This is a genomic window from Streptomyces sp. NPDC094032 (genome assembly GCF_040303965.1).
Taxonomy (GTDB): Bacteria; Actinomycetota; Actinomycetes; order Streptomycetales; family Streptomycetaceae; genus Streptomyces.
In genome coordinates this window covers 138,957-163,112 of sequence record NZ_JBEOUE010000010.1, presented here as the reverse complement: position 1 = coordinate 163,112, position 24,156 = coordinate 138,957, and the positions used below count along the sequence as shown (strand labels likewise).

Sequence of the window (24,156 nt, the reverse complement as noted above, 5' to 3'; positions counted from 1 at the left end):
TCCTTGGTTCACGGCCGGCCGGTAAGGGGCGGTCCGCCTGGTGCTCGGGGCTTACGGTGCGGGGACGGCTGCCGTGGTGGTCCGGCGTACGCCTCTCCTAGGCCCGTACGTGGCGCGGGCCGGCCGGGGCGTCGTCCACCGGCCCCGAGGGGTAGGCGCGGGCGGTCGGGGCGGTGGCGCGGGTCTCCGGCGGCTCGGGGCGGAAGCCGGGGGGTGCGACGTCGACGGCTCGGTCGTCGGGTTCGGTGAGGCGGCCCGCGGAGGCGTAGGCGGCGCGTTCGCGGGCCGTCGGGGAGAGGGCGACGAAGGCCGAGGTGATGAAGAGGTAGGAGCCGAGGCCGACCGCGAGCGGGAAGATGAACTGCATGACGGAGGCGCCGGGGAGGGGTGCCGCGGAGGGGGCGACGTCGACCCGGACGGCGAACATGCCGGTGTAGTGCATGCTGCTGACCGCGGCGCCCATGACCAGCGAGGCGAGGGCCACGGCCGTCGGCGCGTGGATGTTGAGGGCCGCCCAGAGCGCCGCGGTGGCCGCCACGACCGCGATGACGACGGAGAGGGCGACGAGCATCGGGTCGTACCGGACCTGGCCGTGCAGCCGGAGGGCCGCCATGCCCATGTAGTGCATGCTCGCGACGCCGACGCCGGTGGTGAGGCCGCCGATCAGGAGCGAGCGGCGGCTGTCGCGTCCGTATCCGACGGCGAAGACCCCGACGCCCACCACGGCCATGGCGATGAGCAGGCTCAGGAGGGTGAGCGGCACGTCGTAGCGGATGTCGGTGCCGGTCACTCCGAAGCCGAGCATCGCGACGAAGTGCATCGTCCAGATGCCGGTGCCGAGGGCCGAGGCGGCGGTGAGCAGCCAGTTGCGCCGTGAGCGGCCGGTGGCGTCGAGGGCGCGTACGGTGCAGCGCAGGCCGAGGGCGGCGCCGATGCAGGCCATCGCGTACGACAGCGCGGGTGTCAGCCAGCCGAAGGTGGCGTGGTCCAGGTGTCCCATGACTCAGGGACGCTAGTGCGCACCTGGGGGCGCATCAGGGGCGCATTTCGAAAGCTGATGGAATATGACAGAGAGATGTTCCCGAACGATCACGGCGAGCTCGAACGTGCACACAGAACGTTCACTCGTCCGGGGAGGAATCTCACACCTGTGAGTGACTCGCCCGCCGTGATCATGGGACGCATGAGCGATGACCCCACACAGATACGCGAGTTCTTCGGCATACGCGCCGCCGACTGGGACTCCCGGTTCCCCGACGACGGCCCCGCCTATGCCGCCGCCGTCGCCGATCTCGGATTGCGCCCGGGCGACGCGGTCCTCGACGCGGGCTGCGGCACCGGCCGCGCCCTGCCGCCGCTGCGCGAGGCGGTCGGCCCGACGGGCACCGTGATCGGCGCGGACCTGACGCCCGAGATGCTGGCCGAGGCGGAACGGGCCGGGCGCGGCGAGGCCGCCGCCCTGGTCTTCGCGGACGTCGCCCGGCTGCCGCTGCGGTCCGGCGCGCTCGACGCCGTGTTCGGAGCGGGGCTCATCTCGCACCTCGCCGATCCGGAGGGGGACCTGCGGGAGCTGGCCCGCGTGGTCCGGCCCGGCGGACGGCTCGCGCTCTTCCACCCGATCGGCCGCGCCGCCCTCGCCGCCCGGCACGGCCGCCGGATCACCGATGACGATCTGCGCGCCGAGCCCAACCTCCGTAAGGCGCTGGACGGTTCGGGCTGGGAACTGCTCGGCTACGCGGACGAGGACGACCGCTATCTGGCCCTCGCTGTGCGCCGTACGGAGTGACTGACGGGGTGACTGTTCGGGCGATCCGGTGATCACACTTATGCCACGAGGAAGCCTTCTGACGATCCGACAGGACGAGCCCCGGCCGGCACAGGCCGGGGCACGGGACGGCAGGAAGGCGACAGATGGCCCGCAACAGATGGACGGGCGGTGCGACGCTCGGGGCGATGGTGCTCGGGGCCACCGCGATCACCGGTTTCGCACCCCCCTCGGTCGGCGCCGAACGGGACGGTCCGGCCGGCGCCCGGGACCGGGAGGTCCGGGCGGCCGTCGCGGCGGGCGTGTTCAGTACCGGACCGGTCGACCGGGCGGACGGCCGGCGCACCAACGCCGCCGACGAGGAGGGCGACGCCGCCGAGGACTTCGGCGCCGACTACGTACGCCGCCGGGTCGCCCGGGTCCTGCCGGCGGCGCTCGCCCCGATCTGCGGCAACGCCTACGGGCAGGAGGTGACGTTCCCGCTCTTCGACGACATCACCGTGCAGGCGGTCGAGACGAAGCGGAGCACCGTCGGCTCCATCCTGGTCTGGCACGGCAGAGTCACCGGCACCCCCGACCAGGACGTGGTGCTCACCCTGGAGGGCGGCTGCGACCGGAAGCCCGGGAACGAGATCCTCAGCGCCCAGTTCATGATGGGCGGCGACCTGTACGCGGTGGAGCCGCTGGCCAAGGGCCGGGTCCTGGTCACGCAGACCACCCCGCTCACCGACGAGGACGAGCCCGTCGTCCTCACCCCGCCCGCCACCCGGCCGGTCACCGGCGGACGGCCCGCCCCGGACTCCGCGCTCGCGGGCACGGTGCTCTCCTCCGAGGAGGTCGCCCGGGCGGCCGCCGCCTGCAAGGGCGGCCAGGGGTACGCCCTGGTCGACGTCCTGGTCGGCTACACCCCCGGCGCCCGCACCGAGGCGGGTGGCGACGAGCAGATCAAGGCCGCCGCCGTACGGGGCATCGCCCTCACCAACGAGGCCTTCGCCGAGAGCGGCGTGAAGACCCGGGTCCGGCTGGTCGGCACCGCGCTCGCGAGCGTCTCCGCCTCCCTCGACGGCGTCACCAACTCCCTGCTCGCCGCCGTCGCCACGACCAACGACGGCATCGCCGACAACATCCCGCAGCTGCGCGACCAGTACGGCGCCGACCTGGTCTCCGTCATCGCCGCGGGCCGAGCCGCCGGCGGTCTGGGCTACACCCCGCCCAACCCCGGCCCCTCCACCGCCGCCTGGGGCTACTCGGTGGTCGGCCAGAGCGCCATCCCCCGCTTCTCCATGGGCCACGAGATCGGCCACAACCTGAGCGCCGACCACGACCGGGTCACCCAGCCGGTCCAGCCCGAGAACGGCGCCACCGGCTACTTCCCGCCGAAGGGCGAGTGGTCCTCGCTGATGGCGTACGAGTCGAGCTGCCGCAAGGCCACCAAGGGCGTCTGCACCCGGATCAACCGTTTCAGCAACCCCAAGCAGTCCTACCGCGGCCTGCCGCTCGGCGTCCCCATCGGCAAGCCCGACTCGGCCGACAGCACCGACGTGCTGAGTCGGACCGGCAAGGCCGTCGCCGCCTACCGCGCCGCGAAGACCTCCGACGCGCTGTGCGCGGTGACCACGTCGGTCGCGCCCAAGGGCGCCGGCACCGTGACGGCCGGCGCCCCCGGCCCGTACGCGCCGGGCACCAGCTCCACCTACGACGCCGCGGCGGCCCAGGGGTACGTCTTCTCCGCCTGGAAGCTGGACGGCAAGGCCGCCAAGGGCGGCGCCACCGGCTTCCGCGTACCGGCCGGCGACCACACCCTCGTCGCCGAGTTCAAGAAGGGCACCACGCCCACCTCCACGGTCACCACGACGACCTCCGGCAGCGGCACGGTGACCAAGGCCCCCGCGAAGCGGGCCGAGCTGGAGGGCGCCGACCTGCTGTACGAGGCCGTCCCGGCACCCGGCTGGGACTTCGCGGGCTGGGTGCTCGACGGCTCGAACGCGGGTGACGAGAGCGCCATCGCGCTCGACGTCGGCACGGAGGACATGCGGCTCACCGCCCTGTTCGAGCAGAAGCGGCACAAGCTGACCGTGGTCAGGCACGGCCACGGCACCGTCGCGCTCTCCCAGGACGGGCCCTACTCGGACGGCGAGACCATCACGGCCACGGCCACCCCGTCCCCCGGCTTCGTCTTCAAGGACTGGCTGCTCGACGGCGAGCCGTACGGCGGCGACGAGGAGCGCGCGAAGGGCGAGACCGCGATCCTCTTCGAGCAGGAGAGCCACACCCTGACCGCCGTCTTCGGGCGGGCCTGACCCCAGCGGGCGCGCGGCACCCCGCCGCGCCCCGGCCCGCCCGTCGGGGTGTTCTCGCGAGAGCTCTCGACGGGCGGGTTACTCACTGGTTAGGGTGCGCCGACGACGCCGACGAGCAGAGGGGGAGGCTGACGTGGGTACACCGGAATCCGCCGTGACCGGCACGGAGGACGGCGACGACGACGCGCTGTTCGTGCTGACGGCGGCGCTGCTCACGCCCGCGCGGTTCCCCAGCGTGCTCGGTGACGACTACCCGGCGGCCTGCGCCTCCCTGGGACTCGAACCGTACGCCGAGGGTTACGGGCTCGTGCTCGGACAGGACGGTACGGGCGCGCGGTGGACCGTGATCGTCGACGACGTGTCGCTGGTCGCGGTCGCCATCTCCTCCTGGGACTGCGGCATGGCGTACGACCTCTCCCCCGACGAGCACTCGGTCGTCTCGGCGCTCCCCGGCTGGCCGCTCGCGGTCGCCTCGGCCGCGCACGACCTGCCGGCGCCCCACGACCCCGAGCCGGAGGAGGGCGCTCCGGCACCGCTCGCACCGCCGGACGAGGACGCCTGGGGACCGGCCCAGCGGCGGCTCGGCGCGGACATGGTGGCGCTGCGCTGGGCCGAGTGGCGCGGGCGGATGGACCAGGACATGGACCGGGCCGGGGACGGGGACGGGGACGGCTCCACGCCGGCCGCACCCTCCACCCCCTCCGAAGGTGTCCGCCGCGCCCTCGCCGAGCTCGGCGCCTATCTGGAGGAGACACCCCCCGTCGGGCGGGTCCGGTCCAGCTTCGCCGGGGGTGACGCGCGGATGCTGCGGGCGGACGGGCCCGGCTGGTCGCTGGTGGCGCGGACCGGCGACATGGCCTTCGTCCTCCTGGACGCCGAGCCGAACGAGGTGCTCCCGGTGACCCCGGGGCCGAAGCTGCCCGCGCTCCTCGAAGCGCTGGACGCGATGGCGGTCCGGCCCGCGTAGTCGCCGGGCGCCGGGCGGGACCGCGAGGGCCACATGGTTCGGCGGTCCGAGGTGTGGCCCGGGCCCATGGCCCGGTGATCGGCGTCCCGCGCAGGATGTGGCGGCACGCCGAGGTGTACGCCGACGCACCACGGCGTGCCCCGGCACACGAACCCGCGCCGGGCACCCGTACCGTCGTCACACCGGAGGCCCACCATGCGCCTGTCCCAAGGCGTTCCGCTGCTCGCCGCGCTCCTGACGGGGCTGACCGTCATCGGGCCCGCGGCTCCCGCCGGGGCGCAGGTCCCCGGGCACTGCGCGCGCCAGGACCGGCTGGACGTGCCGGGTGCCGAGCACCAGGAGTCCGCGTGCCTGGCCGATCTGACGACCGCGGGTCTCGCGGGCACCCCGTACACCGACATGGGCGACCAGGCGGGGCTCTCGGCGAAGGGGACGCGCAATCCGTCCGGTGTCCCGGGCGTCCAGATCGACGGCTACTTCCCCGACGACTCCCGGTCCAACGCCACCCACGGCTGGGCCCATGACGCCCAGTTCGTGATCCGGCTGCCCGACCACTGGAACGGCGGCCTCGTCGTCACGGGTTCGCCGGGCACCCGGCGGCAGTACTCCTCGGACACCATCGTCTCCGACCAGGTCCTGTCCCAGGGCTTCGCGTACGCGGCCACCGACAAGGGCAACACCGGCGCCGACTTCTTCACCGACGGGCGGGAGCCCGGCGACGCGGTGGCCGAGTGGAACCACCGGGTGACCGAGCTGACGAAGGCCGCGAAGAAGGCGGTGCGCCAGCGCTACGGCACGGCCCCCCGGCGCACGTACATGACAGGCATCTCCAACGCCGGCTATCTGACCCGCTGGCAGCTGGAGAACCGGCCCGAGCTGTACGACGGCGGGGTGGACTGGGAGGGGGTGCTGTGGACCACCCGCGGCCCCAACCTGCTCACGAGCCTGCCGGTCGCCGTGGCCCACACCCTCGGCACGGCCTCGGACGAGGACCTGATCCGGGCCGGCTTCGCGCCGCGCTCGCGCTTCCTGTGGCCGTACCACGAGAAGGCCTACTGGGGTCTGACGCAGAAGATGTTCCGGGCGGAGTTCGACCCCGCGTACGACCCGAAGTGCCCCGGTGCGACGGCCGGCACGACCGTGCCGGAGATCCTCGCCCCGTGCGCGTCGGACGCCACGTACGACTACGCGTCCCGGCCCGCCTCGGTGCGCCGGGCGGTCGCGAAGGTCGCGCTGACCGGCCGGATCGGGAAGCCGCTGATCACGCTCCACGGCGACCTGGACACGCTGCTGCCCATCGCCACCGACTCGGACGCGTACGCGCGGATGATCGACCGCCGGGGGCGGGGCGCGCTGCACCGCTACTACACGGTCCAGGACGGCACCCACACGGACGGTCTGTACGACACCTACCCGGACAGGCTGCGGCCGATCCTGCCCTGCTACCGCTCGGCGTTCACCGCGCTGACGCGCTGGGTCGAGGCGGGCGAGACACCGCCCGCCGACCACGTGATCGCGCGGCCGGAGACCGGTGACGTGGTCAACTCCTGCGCCGTGGAGCAGTAGTTCCCCCCATGGCCCCCGCCCCGCACGGCGCAATGATCATCCGCCTGCGGGGCGTGGGCTATGTTGGAACACGAGCGACGTGAGAGGGAGGTCCGCCGGTGTCATCGGGGCAGCAGGCACGCGCGCAGGCGGCCGCGATCACGCCCGGCGGCACCCCGCCGGAGCAGGAGAAGGCGCCCGCCGACCGGCTGCTCGCGCTCTTCGACGGACACCGTCTCTCCCCCGGCCAGCGGCGGATCGCCCAGTATCTGATCGACCACCTCACCGAGGCCGCCTTCCTCTCCATCACCGAGCTCGCCGAGCGGGTCGGCGTCAGCCAGCCCTCGGTGACCCGGTTCGCGGTCTCCCTCGGCTTCAGCGGGTATCCCGCCCTGCGCGAGGTGTTGCAGCCCATCGCCCTGAGCGCGGTGGCGGGCACCCCCGACAGCCGCGAGCAGCTCCGGCAGAACGAGCTCCAGGCCGCCGTCGACGCGGAGATCGAGAACCTGGAGAACGTCCGGCGGCTGCTCGCCGACACCCACCGGATCCTGGAGCTCGGCCGCGAGCTGGCCCACTCGGTGCCGCTGACCGTCCTCGGCCTGCGGATCTCGGTCTCGCTCGCGGAGTACTTCGCGTACGCCGCCCGCCGGATCCACCCCGATGTGCGCCTGGTGAACCGTGGCGGCAGCGTGGCCTACGACGCGCTGCTCCAGGCCAGGGCGGCCGGCGGCGGCTGGGTGCTGGCCTTCGCCATGCCCCGGCACGCCCACGAGACCCTGGCCGCCCTGCGGGCCGCGCGCAGCGCCGGTCTGCGCGTCGCGCTGATCACCGACCCGTCCGTCGGCCCGCTGGTGGAGGAGGCGGACGTGGTGCTGACCGCCGGGACCGGATCGCGGCTGGTCTTCGACTCGTACGCGGCTCCCGGCATGCTCTCGGCCGCGCTGCTCCAGGCCATGGCCGATGCGGATCCCGAGCGCACCCAGGCCCGGCTCGAACAGTACGAGCAGGCCGCCGACCAGCACGGTTTCTTTCTCTAAGCGGCGGGTCGCGGGGTACTGCGCCACGCACGCCACGCATGAAACTTTTCATACCCTTGCGTACTCGACAGTAAATATATTTACTGTCATCGGCGTTCCGGATCCATCAGGAGCCAGGGAGGACGACCCCATGTCCTCGTCGAATCAGCCACCCAGCGCGTCGCACCTCCTCGCGGCGTGACCGGGTGACGGTCAGGTCTCACGGATCCCGAGGAACGCCCGTGGCGGCCTCGACCAACCCCCCCTGGGCCGAGGCCGCCTCCCCTCCCCCCTGTCCGGGTCAGCCCTGGCAGACGCCGCGGGCGTAGTCGTACGTGGCGGTCGCCTGCGAGTACGTCCACTGCGGGGCGAGCAGGCCGTCCGCGAGCTGACGGGCGGCGGCGGGGCTCTCGATCACGTAGCCGAAGTCCTGGAGCCAGGACGGGTACAGGTTCTTCGAGCCGATGTAGAAGGCCGCGTCGTCGACCGAGACCAGCTTGTGGTGCTGGGCGTACGGCTTTCCGTCCGCCCAGGTCGCCGACGACGAGGCACGGAACGACGCCAGCTGGAGGTTCTGGCACATGGCCGCCCGCGCCGTGCCGTCGTCGCCGGTCAGGGCCTTGAGGCGGCCCCGCAGCACGTCGCTCACCTCGTTCAGCGACTTGATCTGGGAGTAGCCTCCGCTGCCGACGGCGCCCCGGTTGGCCGGGTCGCTGACGACGATGCGCACCTTCACCCCGGCGGCCAGCTTCGCCGCGAGGGTGTCGTAGAGCCGGATGTCGAAGCGGGGCAGCACCGGGCAGAACGCGTTGAGGTCCTGCTGCGAGATCTCGACGTGCTCGGTCGCGCTCGCGATCAGCGCCCGCAGCGCGCTCTCCTCCGGGTTGACCGTGTCGTAGTCCCGGTCGGCGTTGGTGTAGTCCCGCCCGATCAGGCCGCACTTGGCGGCGGAGGCGTCGGGCAGGACCGGCTTGAACGCGGAGGCCGGGTCGTTGGTCCGGATGCCGACGCCCAGGCCGCCCACCGCGATGGCGGGGACGTCACCGTCGCCCGCCGGGGCGGCGGTCCGGGGCAGGGTCGGCAGGCAGCCCGCGCCGTTGGAGGAGGCGAACCAGACCGTGCTCCAGCTGCTCTTGTTGCGGCAGGTCCAGTCCCAGAGCGTGTCGAGGTAGCGGCCCGCGGAACCGGCGGCGGGGCCGGACAGGGCGAGGTCGACGTCGTTCACCGGGTGGGTGGTGTCGAGGTAGTCGTCCTTCCAGCTGTTGACGCCGCCGGTGATCACCGACTCCCCGTCCACGACCACCAGCTTGGAGTGGTTCCAGGAGAGGCCGGTCTTCGAGGCCGTCATCGAGGCCACGTTGAGGGTGACGTTCCCGGCGTCCGGACCCAGCTTGGCGACGAGCTCGTCGCGGTACGAGGAGGGGATCACGTTGGCGTGATAGACCGGGGCGGCGCCGACCAGGACCCGCACCTGGAGCCGGTTGCCCTTCCGCGCCGCCTCCTTCAGGCCCGCCACGATCGCGTCCTGGAAGCCGCCGTTGGGGAACGGGGCCAGGGTGGATATGTCGACGCTCTGCCGGGCCCCCGCGATGTCCTCGCGCACCTTCTCCAGCAGGCGGCGGGAGCCGGGGCGGTCGGCGCAGGCGGGGTCGCCCCAGCAGCCGGGGGTCTGGAGCAGCCAGTCGGAGCCGCCGGGGGTGGAGGCGCCCAGCCGGTTGCCGGCCGTGCGCTCCCAGACGGAGCCCTCAAGGCCCGGCGAGACCTGGCGCAGGGACTGCTCGACGGCGTCCAGGTGCGGAGTGGGGGCGGGCGCTGCGGCGGTGGCCGGCGCGGCCGGAAGGAGGGCGAAGGAGAGCGTGAGGGCCAGGGCCGTCGTGCGGACGGTGCGTGCCAATGTGGTTCCTTGAAATGGGGAGTGGCTCAGGCCGGACGGCACCGCGAAGGCGGGCCCCGACCTTGATCAACTCGCGCAAGTTACCAGCAAGTATTCATTGGTTCACGCGAACCGGTCGAAATCCGGCCATCCCCAGGTGAGAGCTTCTTCCCGGCCAGACCACCCCCAGGTCAGACCATCTCCAGCGGCCGGTGCGGCTGCGTCGGCAGCTCCACGCGGATCGCGTCGCCAGGGCGTACCTCCCCGCCGGACAGCACGACCGACATGACGCCCGCCTTGCGGACGATCCGGCCCTCCTCGTCACGGCCGAGGACCTGCTTCAGGAGCCCGTGCCGGAAGTTGTCGATCTGCGCGCACGGGTTGCGCAGCCCGGTGACCTCCACGACGGCCTCCGCGCCGAGATGGAGCCGGGTGCCGGTCGGCAGGCCGAGCAGGTCGATGCCCCGGGTGGTGACGTTCTCGCCCAGCGCCCCGGGGGCGACCTCGAAGCCGGCGAGGGCCACGTCGTCGAAGAGCTCCGCGTGGATCAGGTGGACCTGGCGCAGGTTGGGCACGGTCGGGTCCTTGGCCACCCGCGAGCGGTGCTTGACGGTGACCCCGGCGTGCACGTCGCCCTCCACGCCCAGACCGGCGAGGAGCGTGATGCTCTCACGGTTGGGCTTGGTGAACGAGTAGACCCCGTTGCTGCTGACCGTCGTGACCACGGCCTCGTTCGCACCGCTCGTACCGCTCATGACGTGGAGCTCCCCTCTGCTCGGATGTCGCGCGCCTCGACCCTACGCGACGCCGTCCCCGGCCCGGAGAGGTGCTCCGACCTCGTGCAGATGGCCGAGCGCCTGGCGGTACGAGGCGACGAAGCCGGTCTCCGTGTACGGGATGCCGAGCTCGGCGCAGTGCGCGCGCACCGCGCTCTGGGCGAGGCGCAGGTGCGGCCGGGGCATGCTGGGGAAGAGGTGGTGCTCGACCTGGTAGTTGAGGCCGCCGAGGAACCAGTCGGTGAGGAACCCGCCCCGGATGTTGCGGGAGGTCAGCACCTGGCGGCGCAGATGGCCCCAGGAGTCGCCGTCCGGGTGGGCGTCCGGCATCTCCATCCCCTTGTGGTTCGGGGCGAAGGCCATCCCCAGGTGCACGCCGAACAGCATCTGGTGGATCAGGGCGAAGGCGAGGGCCTGGAGCGGGCTCAGCAGGGTCAGGAGCAGCGTGACGTATCCGGCGAGGTGGGCGAGGAGCAGGCCGCCCTCGACGAGGCGTTCGCGGCGGGTGCGGTAGGGGCCGTCCTTCGCGAACAGCGCCTGGACTCCGTACACCTTGAGGGCGATGCCCTCCAGGGTGGTCAGCGGGAAGAACATCCAGGCCTGGTGGCGGGTGAGCCAGCCGCGCAGGCCGGTGCGCCCGTCGGTCTGGTGCGCGGCGAAGACGAGGATGTCGGCGGCGACGTCCGGGTCCTTGTCGAGGTGATTGGGGTTGGCGTGATGCCGGTTGTGCTTGTCGTTCCACCACTCGCGGCTCATACCGAGGAGCAGGTTGGCGTGGACGAGCTGGATGACCCGGCCGAGACCGCGCCGGTCGGTGATCTGGGAGTGGCCGGCGTCGTGGCCGACGAAGGCGACGCGCGCGGAGAGCAGCGCGAGCGGCACGGCCAGGAGCAGCGCCCACCAGGACGGGCCGATGAGCGCCAGGCCGGTGATCACGGCGGCGATGCCGAGGAGGTTGACCACGATGCCCCGGGCGTACCAGCCGGGGCGCCGTTCGAGCAGCCCCTGGTCCTTGATGGTGCGCAGCAGCGGGGCGAACTCGCTGCCGCCGCCCTTGCCGTGACGGCGGGCGGAGTGCGGATCGGGTGCCGCGAGGGGCGCGGCGAGCGTCGCGGTGGCCTGGGACATGGCGGGCTCCGGGGTCCGTGGAAGGGGCTGCCGCGCGGATCGTGGCGGCCACCTGAAACGTACGGAACGGTGATCAGTCCGAACCATGACGTCACCACCCGGGCCCGTCAGGGGGGCGACCCTCACTCGGGGGTGGGGTCTTCCCCACCAGTACGGGTGGGGGTGACCCGGATCACGGTGCCGTTCGCCGCGTGGGGGCGGTGCGTTCGGGTACCCTCGGCGGCTCGACCCTCCGGTAGTCAAATTTGAGGAATGCGTTGTCGCTGTCGCCGTCGTCCTCGTCTCCGTCTCCGTCGCCTTCTCCGTCGCCCGCCGCCTCCCTCCCTTCCTCCGATGAACTCGTCCGCTGCTCCGCCGTCTTCCTGCCCGCCGATCCGCCCCGCGCGGGGCGGATCGCCTTCTGGGGAGCGGAGTTGCGGCCTCCGGCGGACGCCGCCGCAGACCTGACCGTCGTCGGTGACGACCTGCTGCCCCGGGCCGTGCCCGCACTGCTGATGCCCGTACGGGAGGCCCTGCCGCTGCTCGCACGGGCGCGGTCCGCCGAGGACGCCTCGCCCGCGACCGCGTTCTGGGGCGCGGCGACCCTGTTCTCCCTCGACCTGGTCGCCCGGGGGCTGCTGCTGCCCGGGCTCACCGCCACCGACCGCGACGCGTGGCGCGCCGGGCCGCTGGGTCCCGAGGAGCTGGCCGCCCTGCGCGACCTCGCCGCCTCCATGCCGCCGGCCGCCCACGCCGTACCGCTGCCCTCCACCACGGCGGACGAACCGCCGCTCCTCCCCGAACAGGAAGGCCTGCTGCGGGCGTTCGCCGACGCCGTCGCCGACGTGCTGCCGCGCACCCCGGCCGCCCCCCTGGCGGCGGGCGGTCCCGCCTTCGCCGCCGACGAGAGCCAGGAGCCGCAGGAACTGCCGCACCAGCGGGGCTGGGCTGCGGATGTGGCGGCGGGCCATGACGCGGGCGTACGCCTGTCGCTGCGGCTGGAGCTGGTGGGCGCGGAGGGCCTGGCTGTGGGGGGCGTGGGAGCCGACACGCCCGGCGAAGCCGCCGAGGCCGCCGAGGCCGGTACCGATCCGGGCGTCTCCTTCCGCGCCGTCCTCCAGATGCACTCCGTCGCCGACCCCGCCCTGGTCGCGGACGCGGCGGAGGTGTGGGCCGGAGCGTCCCCGGCCGGTGCGGCGTTCGGGCCCCGGGCCCGGATGGACGCCCTGCTCGCGCTGCGCCGGGCCGCACGGGCCTGGCCGCCGCTCTCCCCGCTGCTCTCGGCGGCCGTCCCCGACGCCGTCGAGCTCGCCGACGAGGAGATCGCCGAGCTCCTGGGACCCGCGGCCCGCGCACTCGCGGCGACCGGGGTCCGTGTCCACTGGCCGCGCGAACTCGCGAACCGGCTCACCGCCCGCGCCGTCATCGGCCCGCCGGACGGACTCCAAGTCGCGGGCGGGACCGACGACTTCGACGAGCCGGGCGACGGGTCCGCCGGGCGCGGCGGGCGCGACCGGGGGGACGCCCTGCCCTCGTTCCTCTCGGCCGACGCCCTGCTCTCCTTCGACTGGCGCTTCGCGGTCGGCGACCAGGAGCTCACGCGGGCGGAGCTCGACCGGATTGCCGAGGCGGGGCGGCCGCTCGTGCGGCTCCGGGACCAGTGGGTGCTGGTCGACCCGGAGGAGCTGCGGCGGGCCCGTACGTACCAGGACCGCAAGCTGACCCCGGTCCACGCGCTGGGCGCCGTACTCACCGGCACCACCGAGGTCGACGGGCGCACGGTCGAAGTGGCGGCGACCGGCTGGGTCGAGCGGCTGCGGGCCCGGCTCGCCGACCCGGAGGGCGGCGCGCAGGAGATCGCCCAACCCGCCGCGCTCACCGCGACCCTGCGCGACTACCAACTGCGCGGCCTCGGCTGGCTGCACCGGATGACCTCGCTCGGGCTCGGCGGCTGCCTCGCCGACGACATGGGCCTGGGCAAGACGATCACCCTGATCGCCCTCCATCTGCACCGGCAGACCGACCCGGCCTCCGCGGGTCCCACCCTGGTGGTGTGCCCGACCTCGCTGATGGGCAACTGGCAGCGCGAGATCGAGAAGTTCGCGCCCGGCACGCCGGTGCGCCGCTTCCACGGCCCGGCGCGCGACCTGGACGCCCTCGGCGACGGCGAGTTCGTCCTCACCACGTACGGCACGATGCGGCTCGACGCGCCGCGACTCGCCGAGCGCTCCTGGGGCCTGGTCGTCGCGGACGAGGCCCAGCACGTCAAGAACCCGTACTCGGCGACCGCCCGCGCGCTGCGCACCGTCCCGGGCGCGGCGCGGGTGGCGCTGTCCGGCACGCCGGTGGAGAACAACCTCTCCGAGCTGTGGGCGATCCTCGACTGGACGACCCCGGGGCTGCTCGGCGGGCTCGGCGCGTTCCGTACCCGCTTCGCCTCCGCCGTCGAGGGCGGCCGCGATCCGGCGGCGGCCGAGCGGCTCGCCGCGCTCGTGCGCCCGTTCCTGCTACGGCGGCGCAAGTCGGATCCGGGGATCGCGCCCGAGCTGCCGCCGAAGACGGAGACCGACCGGGCCGTGGCCCTGACGAAGGAGCAGGCGGGTCTCTACGAGGCCGTCGTCCGCGAGACGCTGGCCGCCATCGCCGAGGCCGACGGGATGGAGCGGCGCGGCCTGGTGGTCAAGCTGCTCACCGGCCTCAAGCAGATCTGCAACCACCCGGCGCAGTACCTCAAGGAGGAACGGCCCCGGGTGGAGGGCCGCTCGGGCAAGTTGGAACTGCTCGACGAGCTTCTCGACACGATCCTGGCGGAGGACGCGAGCGTGCTCGTCTTCACGCAGTACGTGCGGATGGCGCGGCTGCTCGAAGCGCACCTGGCCGGGCGTGGCGTGCCCACCCAGTTCCTGCACGGCGGCACGCCGGTCGCCGAGCGGGAGGCGATGGTCGAGCGTTTCCAGGCCGGCGAGGTGCCGGTGTTCCTGCTGTCGCTGAAGGCGGCGGGCACCGGTCTCAACCTGACCCGCGCCGAGCATGTCGTGCACTACGACCGGTGGTGGAACCCGGCGGTGGAGGCGCAGGCCACCGACCGCGCGTACCGGATCGGCCAGAACCGGCCGGTGCAGGTGCACCGGCTGATCGCCGAGGGCACGATCGAGGACCGGATCGCGGCCATGCTGGAGCGCAAGCGCGAGCTGGCCGACGCCGTGCTCGGGGGCGGCGAGGCGGCACTGACGGAGTTGACCGACGCGGAGCTCGCGGAGCTGGTGCGGCTGCGCGGGGAGGACGGACGATGAGCGGGTACGGGACCGAGGACGAGCGGACGTTCGCGGCGCTGCCGCCGGTGCGGGGCTCGGTGTTCGCCCGGACCTGGTGGGGCCGGGCGTGGCTGCAGGCGCTGGAGGACACGGCGCTCGACGGGCAGCAGCTGAAGCAGGGGCGGCGACACGCGCGGGCCGGGGCGGTCGGCGCGGTGTCGGTGCGGCCTGGCCGGATCACGGCGGTGGTGCGGGACCCGGACGGCACGGCGTACCGCAGCGACGTGCTGTTGCAGGAGCTGTCCGGGGCGGAGTGGGACCGGCTGCTCGACCTGGCGGTGGACAGTGCGGGGCACATCGCGGCCCTGCTCGACCGGGAGATGCCGCCCCATCTGGTGGAGGACGCGGCGGCGGCCGGTCTCGAACTGCTGCCGGGCGTGGGCGACCTGGAGCCGGAGTGCGCCTGCGAGGCGTGGGACCACTGCCCGCACACGGCGGCGCTGTGCTACCAGGTGGCGCGGCTGCTCGACGAGGATCCGTTCGTGCTGCTGCTCATGCGGGGGCGTGGGGAGCGGGCGCTCCTTGACGCGCTCCAGGAGCGCAGCGCGGCGCGGGCCGCCGGGGCCGAGGGCCCGGAGGGGGCCGGCGGGGCGGGCGCCTCCGGCGTGTCGGGCCCGTCGGGCGCGGCTGGTGCGGGCGGCGGCTCCGGCGTGTCGCGTCCGGCGGGCGTACCGGCGGAGGAGGCGTACGCGGCGGGGGGCATCCTGCCGCCGCTGCCCGGCCCGCCGGTCCCGCCCGCGACGCCCGGCGAGCCGCCGTCGCTCGACACCGAGAGCGGCCCTGAGCCCGGGATCGATCCGGCGGCGCTGGAGTTCCTGGCGGCGGACGCCGCGGCCCGGGCGCTCCGGATGCTCGCCGGCGCCTTCGACGACGCTCCCCCGACCCCGTCCCAGGACGCGGTACGGCTCGCCGCCGGCGCCCCCGGGCCGTGGATCGCGGCACGACTCGCCGAGGGGTCCGGGCGAGGGCCGGCCGAGCTCGAACTGGCCGTACGGGCCTGGCGGTTCGGCGGCGCGGCGGCGCTGTCGGTCCTGGAGGAGGAGTGGGTGCCGGCCCCCGAGGCGCTGGTGCGGGCGGGCGCACAGCTCGCAGAGGCCTGGGAGGACGGCGAACGGCCCGCGCTGCGGCCCGTCGGCGCCGCCCGCTGGACGGTCGTCGGAGCGGACGTCCAGCTCCGGCTCGGCGCGGACGGCCGCTGGTGGCCGTACCGCAGGGAACACGGCCGCTGGGTCCCGGCGGGCCCGGCGGAGCAGGACCCGGCGGCGGCGCTGGCGGCCGTGACCGCGCCCTGACCCGGGCGGTCGCCCGGCGGCGTCACTGGAGCGGCGCGGTCAGCTTCCGGCCCGAGCCCGAGAGGGCGGCGAGGCTGCAGACGGCGATGTCGTCGCCGAGCAGGTAGCTGGTGCGGTACGGGTACTGGACGAAGGTCGCCCAGCGGGTGCCCAGCGGCTGGTCCGCGGCCTTGCGCCGCAGCAGCCCCCGGCACAGGTCGGCGGCCGCGTCCCGTACCGCCGCGTCGTCGGCGTACCGGCCGGTGAGGCGCAGCCGGGCGACGACCTGGGCGTCGTGCGGCGTGTCGCAGGGACGGTGGACGACGGTGCCGGGCGCGTCGCGGTCGATGTCGAAGCAGTCGCCGACCCGCAGCCGGTCGTACGGGGTGCCCGTGGGCCCGGTCGAGCGGGTCTGGGTGGTCCGCGGGCCCGGGCTCGTGCCGCCGCGCGCGGCGGGGACGGAGGCGGCGGGTGTCATGGTCGCGGAGCGGACGTGCCTGGGCTTCGCCGTCCGGGTGGGTGCCGCCGTCCGCGTCGGCAGCGGCGAGGGGCTCTCGCCCTGCGCGGAGGGGTGCTGGCCGGGCGTGTCGTACGGCGTGTCGGCGCGCCCTCCGGCGGGTCCGGCGTCCGGCGGCGGTGCCGGGTCGGCCCCGGCGGGCGCGGGGCCGACGGCGCGCGGGGCACGGGTGTCGGGGCCGCCGCGCGCGGTGAGGGCGACGGACAGGAACAGGACCGCGGCGAGCGCCGCGACGAGCAGGGCGACGGCGCCCGGCCGTCTGGGGCGCCGGGCGCCGCGGGACGGGGATGCCGTCGGCGGGTGGAGCATAGGCAACAGGTTCACCCGGCGTCGTCCATGTGGCGAGCGATATCCGTGACTTGGGCACCGCTCATACAGAACCGTGACATTCCCGCAGCTGGGGCGAGACCCTGATCACGGCCCACGAAGTGCGCAGGGTCTGCGGGCAGCGGGGTACGGGAGGTCAGAGCCCGAGCTGGCGCTCGGCCCCCTCGACGGTCTGGGCGAGCAGGACGGCGATGGTCATCGGGCCGACACCGCCGGGCACGGGGGTGATGAGGGAAGCACGCTCGGCGGCGCTCTCGAAGTGGACGTCGCCGACGTTGCCCGGGTTGTAACCGGCGTCGATCACCACGGCGCCCGGCTTGATGTCCTCGCCCTTGATGAAGGAGGGCTTGCCGACGGCGGCGACCAGGATGTCGGCCTCGCGGACGGCGGCGGAGAGGTCCGTGGTGCGGGAGTGGCAGTAGGTGACGGTGGCGTCGCGGCCGAGGAGCAGCAGACCGGCCGGCTTGCCGAGGATGGCGCTGCGGCCGACGACCACGGCCCGCTTGCCGCTGAGCTCGACGTCGTACGCGTCGAGCAGCCGCATGATGCCGCCGGGGGTGCAGGAGACGAAGCCGGGCAGGCCGAAGCCCATGGCGGCGAAGGAGGCCATGGTGACGCCGTCGACGTCCTTCTCCGGGGCGATGGCCTCGAACGCGGCGCGCTCGTCGATGTGCGGGCCGACCGGGTGCTGGAGCAGGATGCCGTGGACCTCGGGGTCCTCGGAGAGGGCGGTGATCGCCGCGACGAGCTCTTCGGTGGTCGTGTCGGCGGGGAGTTCGACGTGCTTGGAGCGGATTCCGGCCTTCGCGCAGCGGTTCTGCTTCATCTTCACGTACGTGACGGAGGCCGGGTCGGCGCCGACCAGGACGGTCGCCAGGCAGGGGGTGGTGCCGGTGCGGCGGGTGATCTCGGCGGCGCGGACGGCGGTCTCCTCGACCGTGCGGCGGGCGAGCGCGGTGCCGTCCATGAGGCGGGCGGTGCTGGTGGACATGGGCCACTCCTGGGCGTCGACGATGACCGGTGGATGCCCAGGCGCGCGACCGCGACACGGCGGCTCCGGTGAGCGCCTCCGCCGGGCCGCTCCCCGGTGGTGATCCACCTCAAGCGCCAGTCACGGCCCGGAACCACTGTACGTGACGGTCCGCGTGACGAGTACCGGACAGGGGGCATATGCGAACTCGCGTACACGCTTGTCGGCGCCCCGCGCGCGCACGACGATGGCGTCCACGAGGCGAACGACCTCGCAGGGGAGGCCGAGTTGAGCGTTGCGCGGACAGGCACGGCGGGTGGGGCGGGACCGGCGGGTGTGGCGGGACCGGCCTCCCGGGACGGATCCGGCGCCGTGCGCGAGGCGCACGAGGCGTTCACGGCCGGGGGCCCGCTCGGTGTCCCGCCGGTGCGGCCGCTGGTCGCCGAGTCGTGGCGGCGCTCGGTGCGGGCGCGGGTGAGCCCGGACGGCGCGGCGCGGGTCGAGCTCGACGAGGAGGAGCTGGCGGGGCACCGGGAGGAGCACCCGCTGGCGGCGGCGATGCCGGTGATCCGGGAGCTGATGGGGGCGTACGCGCGGGACGGCGAGCATCTCATCGCGGTCTGCGACGCGGCGGGGCGGCTGCTGTGGGTGGAGGGGCACCCGGGGACGCTCCGCAGTGCGCGCCGGATGAACTTCGTGCCCGGGGCCCGCTGGTCGGAGTCGGCGGCGGGGACCAACGCCCCGGGGACGGCCCTCGCCGTGGACCGGCCGGTGCAGGTGTGCGCGGCGGAGCACTTCCAGCGGCCCGCGCAGGCCTGGACGTGTGCGGCGGCCCCGGTCCACGACCCGCGCAGCGGGCGGCTGCTCGGCGCGGTCGACATCACGGGCGGGGACGGTCTGGCGCATCCGCACAGTCTGGCGTTCGTGCAGGCGGTGGCGCGGGCCGCCGAGTCGCAGCTGGCGCTGCTCGCGCCCGCCCCGGTCGCCGTACGGCCGCGGCTCTCGGCGCTGGGCAGGGACGAGGCGCTGCTGCACGTGGCGGGGCGCCGACTGCGGCTGAGCCGTCGGCACAGCGAGATCCTGGTGGTCCTGGCGCACCGGCCGGAGGGCGTCGGGGGCGACGAGCTCCTGACCCTCCTGTACGAGGACGAGTCGGTGACCCCGGTGACGCTGCGGGCGGAGATGTCCCGGCTGCGGGGGCTGCTCGGCGCGGAGCTGCTGGCGTCGCGCCCGTACCGGCTGACGGGGGTGGTCGACGCGGACTTCCTGACGGTGGACCGGCGGCTCGCCTCGGGGGCGGTGGCGACGGCGCTCGGGGAGTACGCGGGGCCGCTGCTGCCGGGGTCGCGGGCACCGGCGGTGGTACGGCTCCGGGAGCGGCTGGCCGGGCGGCTGCGGGCGGCGCTGGTGGACCGGGCGGATCCGGGGCTGCTGGCGGACTGGGCGTACAGCGCGTGGGGCGAGGACGATGTGGCGGTGTGGCGGGCGCTGGCCTCCGCGGTGCCGGCGGCGCAGGCTCCGGCCGTACGGGCGCGGCTGACCGCCCTGGACGCCGAACTGTCGGCGGGTGCAACGGGGTTGCAACGTCGGCCCGCGCAGACTCGCCGCTGAGCACAGCCGGCCAGGGACGGCCGGCGCGGTACGAGGAGGCCACACCCATGACCCGTTACGCCGCACCCGGCACCGAGGGTTCGATCATGTCGTACGAGCCCCGCTACGACCACTGGATCGGCGGCGAGTACGTCGCCCCGGCGCTCGGGCGGTACTTCGAGAACCCGAGTCCGGTCGACGGCAAGGCGTTCACGGAGGTGGCCCGGGGTACGGCCGAGGACGTGGAGCGGGCGCTGGACGCGGCGCACGCGGCGGCGCCGGGCTGGGGCCGCACGGCGCCGGCGGAGCGGGCCCAGGTCCTGCTGCGGATCGCGGACCGGATGGAGGCGAACCTGGAGGCGCTGGCCGTCGCGGAGAGCTGGGAGAACGGCAAGCCGGTCCGCGAGACGCTCGCGGCGGACATCCCCCTCGCCATCGACCACTTCCGCTACTTCGCGGGGGCGCTGCGCGCGCAGGAGGGCTCGCTGAGCGAGCTCGACGAGGACACCGTGGCGTACCACTACCACGAGCCGCTGGGGGTCGTCGCCCAGATCATCCCGTGGAACTTCCCGATCCTGATGGCGGTGTGGAAGCTGGCGCCGGCGCTCGCGGCGGGCAACGCGGTCGTCCTGAAGCCGGCCGAGCAGACCCCGGTCTCGGTCCACTTCTGGCTGAGCCTGGTGGCCGATCTGCTGCCGCCGGGCGTGCTGAACATCGTCAACGGCTTCGGCGAGGAGGCGGGCAAGCCCCTGGCCTCCTCCCCCCGCGTCGCGAAGATCGCCTTCACCGGCGAGACGACCACGGGCCGGCTGATCATGCAGTACGCCTCGGAGAACCTGAAGCCCGTCACGCTGGAGCTGGGCGGCAAGTCGCCGAACATCTTCTTCGACGACGTGTGGGCGGCGGACGACGACTTCCGCGACAAGGCCCTCGAAGGCTTCACGATGTTCGCCCTCAACCAGGGCGAGGTCTGCACCTGTCCCTCCCGCGCCCTGATCCAGGGCGGCCACTACCGCGAGTTCCTGGAGGCGGCCGTCGCCCGCACGGAACTCATCGTCCCCGGGCACCCCCTCGACACGACGACGATGATCGGCGCGCAGGCCTCCGACGACCAGCTCAAGAAGATCCTGTCGTACCTGGAGATCGGTCAGCAGGAGGGCGCCAAGATCCTGACGGGTGGTCAGCAGATCACCTACGACGGAGAGTTGGCGGGCGGCTACTACGTCCAGCCGACCATCTTCGAGGGCGACAACCACATGCGGATCTTCCAGGAGGAGATCTTCGGCCCGGTCGTCGCGGTCACCTCGTTCACCGACTTCGACGACGCGATCCGAACGGCCAACGACACGCTGTACGGCCTCGGCGCCGGCGTCTGGACCCGCGACACCACCACCGCCTACCGCGCGGGCCGCGCGATCCAGGCGGGCCGCGTCTGGACCAACTGCTACCACGCCTACCCGGCCCACGCCGCCTTCGGCGGCTACAAGCAGTCAGGCGTGGGCCGCGAGACCCACAAGATGATGCTGGACCACTACCAGCAGACCAAGAACATCCTCCAGAGCTACTCCCCGAAGAAGCTGGGCTTCTTCTAGAGACAGACAAAGAGGCGCCTGACCTGGCCTTCCGCCGGTCAGGCGCCTCTCGCACGTGTGCGGGTTGCGGCTCTCGGCGATCTGGGACGTCTTCTCCCGCCGGCCGGCCGCGTGGAGTGAGTCGGTCTACCGGCCTGCGATGAGGGAGGCGGGGCCGCCGACCTTGTTCCAGATGGTGCCGTTGCCGGTCCACTTGAAGACGGCGTCGTTGCTGGGCGACAGGCCGTAGACCGCGTCGCCGGCGACGGCGAAGGTGCTGCCGGGGCCGCCGATCTTGGCCCAGTTGTTCGCGCCGTTCATCTTGTACAGGTCACCCGTGGCCGGGTTCGTCGCGAACACACCCGCCCCGCCCGCGTAGAGGGTTCCAGCGGCTCCGCCCACCTTGTTCCAGACCGTGCCGTTGCCCGACCACTGGAAGACTCCGGTGCCGTCGGGTGACAGGCCGAAGAGGCCGTTGCCTGTGACGGCGAAGGTCTTGGCGGGCCCGCCGACCTTGGCCCAGTTGTTGGGGCCGTTCATCTTGTAAAGGTCACCGGTGGCGGGGTCCGTGGCGAAGAGGCCTGCTCCGCCTGCGTAAAGGGTTCCGGCGGCTCCGCCGACCTTGTTCCAGGTCGTGCCGTTGCCCGACCACTGGAATACTGCGGTGCCGTCGGGCGAGAGGCCGAAGAGACCGTTACCCGTGACGGCGAAGGTCTTGGCGGGCCCTCCGACCTTGGCCCAGTTGTTGGGACCGTTCATCTTGTACAGGTCACCGGTGGCGGGGTTCGTCGCGAAGACACCCGCTCCGCCCGCGTAGAGGGTTCCGGCAGCCCCGCCGACCTTGTTCCAGGCCGTGCCGTTCCCCGACCACTGGAACACGCCGGAACGATCCGGGGACAGGGCGAACAGACTACTGCCCGCGGACACACCGCAGTTCGTGCTTGTCTCGTAGTGCTGGTTGTACTCCCACGTGACGGGAATGGGGCGCCCTTCAAGCGTGGCCTGCACGACGGAGCCGTTCAGTTTCTGCTCGTAGTGCAAGTGCGCCCCGGTGGTCCAGCTGCCGGTGTTGCCCACGAGGCCGATCTGCCGGCCTTGCTCGACGTCGTTGCCGACGCCGACGTCGAGCCGGTCCAGGTGGAGGTACCGGGTCTGCCAGCCGCCACCGTGGTCGATCACGATGAAGTTGCCGGCCTGGCTGTCGAACTGCGAGGTGACGACACGTCCGGCCGCCGAGGCCAGGGCCGGTGTGCCCTGCGTGGCTCCGCCGGCCGAGACCATGTCGACCATGTACTGGCTGGCATGTCCGTCGTGCGTGGACGTCGTCCACCGTTGCCCGCAGGGAATGGGGAGCTGGAACCACGGCGTCTCGGCGGCGGCGGTGTCCACCTCGGGGGCGGCCGTCGTGGCCGCGGCCGGGGCTGCGGGCGCGAGGGCTGCGACTGGGGCGAGCAGCAGCGCCGCCGCCGTCAGTAAGCCGGTCCATCTGATGTTCATTGACGTCTCCTTGGGGCGAGGGTGTGGTCGTGGGAAGAGGGAGAAGGAAGTACGGGAGCGATGGCTAGTCGGTGGCGATGCTCGCGGCGGGCCCGCCGACCTTGGTCCATTGGAAGGTCGCCGACCCGGACCACTGGAAGACGCCACTCTTGTCGGGGCTCAACCCGTAGAGCCGGTCACCGGCGACCGCGAAGGCACTGCCGGGACCGCCGGTCTTGGACCAGTTGTTCGGTAGGCCACTGAACTTGTAGAGGTCGCCGTTGGCGGGGTTGGTGGCGAACAGGCCGGCGCCACCGCCGATGAGGGTTCCAGCGGCTCCGCCGACCGTGGTCCAGGCCGTACCCGACCCCGTCCACTTCACGACGGCACCGCCGTTCGGCGACAGGCCGTACAGCGCCTCGTTGGTGACCGCGAAGGTCCTTCCCGGTCCGCCGACTCTGGTCCAGTTGTCCGGGGTGCCGTTGTACTTGAAGATGTCGCCGGTGGTCGGGTTGGTGGCGAAGAGGCCGGCGCCGCCCGCGTGCAGCGCGCCTGCCGGGCCGCCGATCCTCGTCCAGGCGGTCCCGGATCCGGTCCACTGGAAGACGGCCTTCCTGTCCGGGCCGAGCCCGTACAGCGTGCCGTCGGCGACGACGAATTGGGCCCCGGGTCCACCGATCCGGGTCCAGTTGTCCGGGGTGCCGTTGTACTTGAAGATGTCGCCGGTCGTGGGGTTGGTGGCGAACAGCCCGCCCTCGCCGCCGATCAGGGCGCCTGCCGGGCCCCCGATCCTCGCCCAGGAGTTGCCGTCCGTCCGCTGCTGGACGGTGTTCCTGTCAGGGCTCAGCGCGTACAGATGGTGCGGTGTGTAGGGCCGCGCCCGCCACTTGAGGGGGGCCAGGTCGACTCCGCCCGTACCCCAGCCCGCGGTGCTCAGCCATTGGCTCCCGTCGTCGTCGGTGACGACCTCGGCGGCGTGGGACGGCAGGCGGCCCACTTGCCCGGTGGCCGTGAAGTGCAGTGGGTCCTCGCTGACGTACACCTCCGCCCCCACGTAGTCGTTCGTCGCCGAGCCGCCGATGAACAGGTACCAGAGGCCGTTGCGCTGTACCACGTACGGCGATTCGGACCAGCCGTCGCCGACGGCGGTGAACGCGGTCTCGCGGGGGCTCCACGTGATCAGGTCCGGACTCGTCCGGTACGCGACGATGCTGCGTCCCCCTGCGGCGGTCTCCGTGGCGGTGTAGTACATGACCCACTGGGAGCCGACCCGGGCGACCATCGGGTCGCGTGCTTCCTGCCCGTCGCGGAACAGAGGACCCGCGGGCCGCCGTTTCCAGTGGACCATGTCGGTGGAGGTGGCCAGGTTGATCTGGCTCCTGGACAGGTCACCGACGGTCTGCCCGCCCGCGTAGAACATGTAGTACGTGGCACCGGAGCGGATGACGTGCGGCGCCCACAGGTGCGACTCACCGTAGGACGGGTCGACCGTCAGGGCCACGGGCTGCTTGGTCCACGGCCCGCGCAGGCTGGGTGCCGTGGCGTGCGCGAACGAGTCCTCGTCCTCCGGGGCGGCCGGTTCGGCGTGGGTGATGCCGAACAGGTGCCAGGTCCCGGTGGCCTCGTCACGGATGAAGGTGTGGTCGTTGATGTACCAGGGCTGCGACTCCCCGGTGCCGGGGTTGTAGACGCGGACGAAGTCTCCCGTGGTCACGGAGCCGGCATCCGCCGAGCCGGTGTCCGGGGACGCGATGTCCACGGAGGGCGGAGA

The 24,156-nt window shown here is 73.4% G+C and carries 17 protein-coding genes and 1 riboswitch; of the genes, 9 read left to right on the top strand and 8 right to left on the bottom strand.

Annotation, left to right across the window (positions count from 1 at the left end; all coding sequences use genetic code 11):
- Positions 1 to 97 precede the first annotated feature (97 nt).
- Positions 98 to 1,000, bottom strand: a complete 903-nt coding sequence (locus ABTZ54_RS16875) for an MHYT domain-containing protein (protein WP_351663432.1) — start codon at positions 998 to 1,000, stop codon at positions 98 to 100.
- Positions 1,001 to 1,183: 183 nt separating this feature from the next.
- Between ABTZ54_RS16875 and ABTZ54_RS16870 the strand changes: the two genes are divergently transcribed.
- The 5 genes from ABTZ54_RS16870 to ABTZ54_RS16850 all read left to right on the top strand — a co-directional run bounded on the left by ABTZ54_RS16870 (position 1,184) and on the right by ABTZ54_RS16850 (position 7,614).
- Positions 1,184 to 1,786 (top strand): class I SAM-dependent methyltransferase, encoded by a 603-nt coding sequence (locus tag ABTZ54_RS16870; RefSeq protein ID WP_351663429.1) that lies wholly within the window; start codon positions 1,184 to 1,186, stop codon positions 1,784 to 1,786.
- A 125-nt stretch (positions 1,787 to 1,911) separates the two neighbouring features.
- Positions 1,912 to 4,065: an InlB B-repeat-containing protein gene (locus ABTZ54_RS16865; RefSeq protein WP_351663426.1), complete on the top strand. Its 2,154-nt coding sequence runs from the start codon at positions 1,912 to 1,914 to the stop codon at positions 4,063 to 4,065.
- Between the two features lie 154 nt (positions 4,066 to 4,219).
- Positions 4,220 to 5,032, top strand: coding sequence for a hypothetical protein (locus tag ABTZ54_RS16860; protein WP_351663713.1), 813 nt, complete (start codon positions 4,220 to 4,222; stop codon positions 5,030 to 5,032).
- A 195-nt stretch (positions 5,033 to 5,227) separates the two neighbouring features.
- Positions 5,228 to 6,598, top strand: a complete 1,371-nt coding sequence (locus tag ABTZ54_RS16855; protein ID WP_351663423.1) for a tannase/feruloyl esterase family alpha/beta hydrolase — start codon at positions 5,228 to 5,230, stop codon at positions 6,596 to 6,598.
- 98 nt (positions 6,599 to 6,696) lie between these two features.
- The gene (locus tag ABTZ54_RS16850; protein WP_351663420.1) at positions 6,697 to 7,614 is read left to right on the top strand and encodes a MurR/RpiR family transcriptional regulator; all 918 of its coding nucleotides are present in this window, start codon (positions 6,697 to 6,699) and stop codon (positions 7,612 to 7,614) included.
- Between the two features lie 280 nt (positions 7,615 to 7,894).
- Here the strand turns inward: ABTZ54_RS16850 and ABTZ54_RS16845 are convergent, their stop codons facing one another.
- The 3 genes from ABTZ54_RS16845 to ABTZ54_RS16835 all read right to left on the bottom strand — a co-directional run bounded on the left by ABTZ54_RS16845 (position 7,895) and on the right by ABTZ54_RS16835 (position 11,370).
- Positions 7,895 to 9,487 carry a phospholipase D-like domain-containing protein gene (locus ABTZ54_RS16845; protein ID WP_351663417.1) on the bottom strand — a complete coding sequence of 531 codons (1,593 nt, stop codon included), beginning with the start codon at positions 9,485 to 9,487 and terminating at the stop codon, positions 7,895 to 7,897.
- A 170-nt stretch (positions 9,488 to 9,657) separates the two neighbouring features.
- Positions 9,658 to 10,221 carry an MOSC domain-containing protein gene (locus tag ABTZ54_RS16840; RefSeq protein WP_351663415.1) on the bottom strand — a complete coding sequence of 188 codons (564 nt, stop codon included), beginning with the start codon at positions 10,219 to 10,221 and terminating at the stop codon, positions 9,658 to 9,660.
- 42 nt (positions 10,222 to 10,263) lie between these two features.
- The gene (locus tag ABTZ54_RS16835) at positions 10,264 to 11,370 is read right to left on the bottom strand and encodes a fatty acid desaturase family protein (RefSeq protein WP_351663412.1); all 1,107 of its coding nucleotides are present in this window, start codon (positions 11,368 to 11,370) and stop codon (positions 10,264 to 10,266) included.
- Between the two features lie 257 nt (positions 11,371 to 11,627).
- Between ABTZ54_RS16835 and ABTZ54_RS16830 the strand changes: the two genes are divergently transcribed.
- Entirely contained in the window at positions 11,628 to 14,642 is a 3,015-nt protein-coding gene (locus tag ABTZ54_RS16830; protein ID WP_502997255.1) for an SCO1167/SCO6262 family helicase, read from the top strand.
- The gene (locus ABTZ54_RS16825) at positions 14,639 to 15,955 is read left to right on the top strand and encodes an SWIM zinc finger family protein (RefSeq protein WP_351663409.1); all 1,317 of its coding nucleotides are present in this window, start codon (positions 14,639 to 14,641) and stop codon (positions 15,953 to 15,955) included. Before ABTZ54_RS16830 ends, ABTZ54_RS16825 begins: the two co-directional genes overlap by 4 nt.
- A gap of 22 nt (positions 15,956 to 15,977) precedes the next feature.
- On the opposite strand, the gene ABTZ54_RS16820 is transcribed toward ABTZ54_RS16825, so the two are convergent.
- Together ABTZ54_RS16820 and ABTZ54_RS16815 are read right to left on the bottom strand one after the other, a co-directional pair.
- Entirely contained in the window at positions 15,978 to 16,775 is a 798-nt protein-coding gene (locus ABTZ54_RS16820; RefSeq protein ID WP_351663406.1) for a hypothetical protein, read from the bottom strand.
- Between the two features lie 139 nt (positions 16,776 to 16,914).
- Positions 16,915 to 17,769, bottom strand: a complete 855-nt coding sequence (locus tag ABTZ54_RS16815) for a bifunctional 5,10-methylenetetrahydrofolate dehydrogenase/5,10-methenyltetrahydrofolate cyclohydrolase (protein WP_351663403.1) — start codon at positions 17,767 to 17,769, stop codon at positions 16,915 to 16,917.
- Positions 17,770 to 17,797: 28 nt separating this feature from the next.
- A riboswitch (ZMP/ZTP riboswitch) is annotated at positions 17,798 to 17,903 on the bottom strand.
- 181 nt (positions 17,904 to 18,084) lie between these two features.
- On the opposite strand from ABTZ54_RS16815, the gene ABTZ54_RS16810 reads away from it, so the two are divergent.
- Together ABTZ54_RS16810 and exaC are read left to right on the top strand one after the other, a co-directional pair.
- A complete protein-coding gene (locus ABTZ54_RS16810; RefSeq protein WP_351663709.1) occupies positions 18,085 to 19,359 on the top strand; it encodes a GAF domain-containing protein in 1,275 nt (424 codons plus the stop codon).
- 47 nt (positions 19,360 to 19,406) lie between these two features.
- Entirely contained in the window at positions 19,407 to 20,930 is a 1,524-nt protein-coding gene (exaC, locus tag ABTZ54_RS16805; protein WP_351663400.1) for an acetaldehyde dehydrogenase ExaC, read from the top strand.
- Positions 20,931 to 21,056: 126 nt separating this feature from the next.
- Here exaC and ABTZ54_RS16800 read toward each other — a convergent pair whose 3' ends face one another.
- Positions 21,057 to 22,406 (bottom strand): peptidoglycan DD-metalloendopeptidase family protein, encoded by a 1,350-nt coding sequence (locus ABTZ54_RS16800; RefSeq protein WP_351663397.1) that lies wholly within the window; start codon positions 22,404 to 22,406, stop codon positions 21,057 to 21,059.
- Positions 22,407 to 22,470: 64 nt separating this feature from the next.
- Entirely contained in the window at positions 22,471 to 24,099 is a 1,629-nt protein-coding gene (locus ABTZ54_RS16795) for a glycoside hydrolase family protein (protein WP_351663394.1), read from the bottom strand.
- Positions 24,100 to 24,156: the final 57 nt, after the last annotated feature.

Excerpts from the sequence above, each read along its gene's own strand:
- ABTZ54_RS16835 (WP_351663412.1), bottom strand. The coding sequence starts at position 11,370 with ATGTCCCAGGCCACCGCGACGCTCGCCGCGCCCCTCGCGGCACCCGAT.
- ABTZ54_RS16815 (WP_351663403.1), bottom strand. The coding sequence starts at position 17,769 with ATGTCCACCAGCACCGCCCGCCTCATGGACGGCACCGCGCTCGCCCGC.
- ABTZ54_RS16875 (WP_351663432.1), bottom strand. The coding sequence starts at position 1,000 with ATGGGACACCTGGACCACGCCACCTTCGGCTGGCTGACACCCGCGCTG.
- ABTZ54_RS16800 (WP_351663397.1), bottom strand. The coding sequence starts at position 22,406 with ATGAACATCAGATGGACCGGCTTACTGACGGCGGCGGCGCTGCTGCTC.
- ABTZ54_RS16840 (WP_351663415.1), bottom strand. The coding sequence starts at position 10,221 with ATGAGCGGTACGAGCGGTGCGAACGAGGCCGTGGTCACGACGGTCAGC.
- ABTZ54_RS16865 (WP_351663426.1), top strand. The coding sequence starts at position 1,912 with ATGGCCCGCAACAGATGGACGGGCGGTGCGACGCTCGGGGCGATGGTG.
- ABTZ54_RS16870 (WP_351663429.1), top strand. The coding sequence starts at position 1,184 with ATGAGCGATGACCCCACACAGATACGCGAGTTCTTCGGCATACGCGCC.
- ABTZ54_RS16825 (WP_351663409.1), top strand. The coding sequence starts at position 14,639 with ATGAGCGGGTACGGGACCGAGGACGAGCGGACGTTCGCGGCGCTGCCG.
- ABTZ54_RS16855 (WP_351663423.1), top strand. The coding sequence starts at position 5,228 with ATGCGCCTGTCCCAAGGCGTTCCGCTGCTCGCCGCGCTCCTGACGGGG.
- exaC (WP_351663400.1), top strand. The coding sequence starts at position 19,407 with ATGACCCGTTACGCCGCACCCGGCACCGAGGGTTCGATCATGTCGTAC.